The organism is Acinetobacter pollinis, from assembly GCF_015627175.1.
Classification (GTDB): Bacteria; Pseudomonadota; Gammaproteobacteria; order Pseudomonadales; family Moraxellaceae; genus Acinetobacter; species Acinetobacter pollinis.
The window spans coordinates 1-3,640 of record NZ_VTDQ01000077.1 but is presented as its reverse complement, the minus strand read 5'-3'; the positions used below and the strand labels follow the sequence as shown (position 1 = coordinate 3,640).

The following is a 3,640-nucleotide window of genomic DNA, read 5'->3' as shown; positions in this document are numbered from 1 at the left end:
TTTTACTTGAACCCCATCGGTTGTGGCTGCAGTTGTAATATTGCTATCACCAGTAATTGCTAATGTTTCTCCAAGCTTTTTAACACCTGTCGTACTTGAGTTATCTCCAGTGAAAGTCAAACCTTTATTTGCTATATCTGTACTGGCTTGCTTACCTGCAGAAATATCATCTTTTGTTGTTTGTGCAAGATCAACCGCATAGTCCGTTACGTTGTTGCTGTCTGTCGTACCTTTGGTCACAGTCAATGCACTTGATCCTGCTGATGTAGTTGTCCCATTGGCATTCACTGTATAAATAGCCTGACCATTACTTCCAGTCGTTTGGCTCACACTCGCAACATTCGTCCCTGCAGCAACTTGTGTTTTTGAGGCTGCTGCTGCTGAAGTCAATTGACTCATATTAACCGCATCTGTATCTGCTGTACCTGCTGCAACGCTGGTAATTTGTTTACTTCCCGCATTAATTCCTGAAGCTAAAACACTTGGCCCATTACTAATTGTCAAACCATCAGTCGTTAAAACACTATTACCTGCTGTTAAGCTGGTTACACTAACGTTTGGATTTAATTTTACTTGAACCCCATCGGTTGTGGCTGCAGTTGTAATATTGCTATCACCAGTAATTGCTAATGTTTCTCCAAGCTTTTTAACACCTGTCGTACTGGAGTTATCTCCAGTGAAAGTCAAACCTTTATTTGCTATATCTGTACTGGCTTGCTTACCTGCAGAAATATCATCTTTCGTTGTTTGTGCAAGATCAACCGCATAGTCCGTTACGTTGTTGCTGTCTGTCGTACCTTTGGTCACAGTCAATGCACTTGATCCTGCTGATGCAGTTGTCCCATTGGCATTCACTGTATAAATAGCCTGACCATTACTTCCGGTCGTTTGGCTCACACTCGCAACATTCGTCCCTGCAGCAACTTGTGTTTTTGAGGCTGCTGCTGCTGAAGTCAATTGACTCACATTGACCGCATCTGTATTTGCTGTACCTGCTGCAACATTCGTAACCTTAGTACCTGCTGCATTAATTCCTGATGCTAAAACACTTGGTCCATTTGTAATGGTTAATCCATTTGTGTTTAACAAACTATTACCTGCTGTTAAGCTGGTTACACTAACGTTTGGATTTAAAGTAACTTGAATCCCATTTGTCGTAGTTGCTGTAGTAATATTTTTATCGCCTGTAATCGCGACGGTATCACCCAGTTTTTTATTCACTACTGATCCAGAGTCAGAAGAAAAGCTTAGCCCTTTATTCGTAGTTGTATTTAATGTTTCTACCGCTTGATTTGTTGCATAAAGTTGGCTTCCATTAATAGCATCTGTACTAGTAGAGCTTATTCGTCCTGCCGCTACATTTGTAACAGTACGTTCACTTCCTGAAGTTCCTACTGATACAGTACTACTTGGACTGGTACCTGCAAACGTATATGTGGTGCCTGCAATAGTTACACTTGAAGTTCCAACTGCGCTAGCAGTTGTTGAGTTAGAGCCCAATGCAACATCGTTGGCATTTGTTGCTGTAGAATTAGATCCTAATGCAACACCATTTGCAGCAGAACTATGTGCAGTATTTCCCAGTGCAATTCCCCCAGCAGCATCGGCTTTTGAGGTATAACCTATAGCTAAGGAACCTTGTCCAGTTGCTGTATTTGTATTACCTAAAGCAACAGCACCATCACCATTTGCTGTGTTGTCTTTACCTGTAGCAACAGCACCTGCACCTGTTGCTGTGTTAGGATCCCCAATTGCAACAGCACCATCACCGTTTGCTGTATTTCCTGAGCCAATCGAAACAGCCTTTCCACCTTTGGCGATTGCTGCTGAGCCTATTGCTACAGATTCTGCAGATGTAGCCTGAGAACTGTCTCCTATAGCAATTGCTTTACTCGCCGAGGCAACTGTGGAATTACCTAAAGCGATAGTACTAACTGCACTTGCAGCCGCACTGGTTCCTTGTGCAATTGCATTCGTTGCCCCTGCTGCAACCGTTGCACTATTACCAATTGCCATAGAACCAGTAGCTAGATTACCTGATGCACCATTTACTTTTGCACCATTACCTAATGCCAATGCATTGGCTGCATAGGTCACAGCACTTCCATTACCTTGTGCTATTGCCTGTGCTGAATTTGCATCAACTGAGGTCGTATTGCCTATCGCAATTGAACTAATTGCATTTGCAGCTGCACTGGTTCCTTGTGCAATTGCATTCGTTGCCCCTGCTGCAACCGTTGCACCCGTACCTAATGCCATAGAACCTGTAGAAAGGCTACCTGATGCACCGTTCACTTTTGCACCATTACCTAATGCCAATGCATTGGCTGCATAGGTCACAGCACTACTATTACCTTGTGCTATTGCTTGTGCTGAATTAGCATCTATAGTTGCAGATGTACCTAATGCAACACTATCAGATGAAGCTGTATTTGCATTATTACCAATCGCATTTGATCTAAGAGCACTAGCTTTTGAATTATAGCCAGATGCAATTGAAGCATTTCCAGATGCATTTGCATTTACCCCTTGAGCAATTGCACCCGATGCACTTGCTGATGCACTTGTCCCTTGAGCAATCGTATTATCTGCACTTGCAGTTGCACTATTACCAACAGCTGTTGCATTTACACCACTTGCACTAGAGCTTGACCCTAGAGCAATAGCATTAGTTGCACCAGCTGCTACTTTTGCGCTATTACCAATTGCCATAGAACTTGTAGACAAACTATCAGATGTTCCTTTGACTGTAGCTCCATTACCCAAGGCTAGAGCATTTTGTGCATAGGTCACAGCACTACCATTACCTTGTGCTATTGCTTGTGCTGAGTTTGTATCTACATTTGCTGTATTCCCGACAGCGATTGAATTTGTTGCACTAGCAGTAGTATTTTTTCCTAATGCCATAGATGTTGTACCACTTGCTGTAGATGTATTTCCTAAGACAACACTATCATCACCAGTTGCTTTACTATTACCACCTACCACAGTACTGCGAGCACCACTTGCTGCTGCAGCTACGCCTACTGCGACAGTATTATTCGAAGTTGCATTTGCAGAATTTCCTATTGCAACTCCATTTACTCCTGTTGCATTTGCACTACTTCCTTGTGCAATTGCATCAGTTGCACCAGCTCCAACAGTTGCACTATTACCAATTGCCATAGACCCTGTAGAAAGACTGCCTGATGCACCGTTTACTTTTGCACCATTACCTAAAGCCAGTGCATTGGCAGCATAAGTAGCAGCACTATTACTACCTTGAGCAATTGAATTTGCAGAATTAGCATCTATATTCGCAAGATAACCTAAAGCAAGTGTTCTAGTACTGTTAGCTTTGGCCTGATCACCCAAGGCTACTGCACTGGCTGCAGTAGCTTGAGAACCAACACCTAAGGCTGATGCACTGTCTGCAGAAGCAACAGTAGCACCGCCTAAAGCGATTGCACGAGCAACAGTTGCTTGAGCCGTATTACCTAGTGCGACAGTAGCATCAGATGTTGCATGTGCGTCACTTCCCATTGCTATAGATTTGGTACCACTAGCTTGGGAATTAACACCCAATGCCACTGCACTGGTGTTAATAGCTTGAGCAGTATTACCTATAGCTATGGTCGAATTACTTGATGCTGTTGAAGAT

General features: G+C 43.2%; 1 protein-coding gene. It reads right to left on the bottom strand.

What is annotated here, in order from left to right; genetic code table 11:
- On the bottom strand, window positions 1-3,640 hold a 3,640-nt coding region (locus I2F23_RS13655; protein ID WP_407648037.1), incomplete at both ends, for a beta strand repeat-containing protein.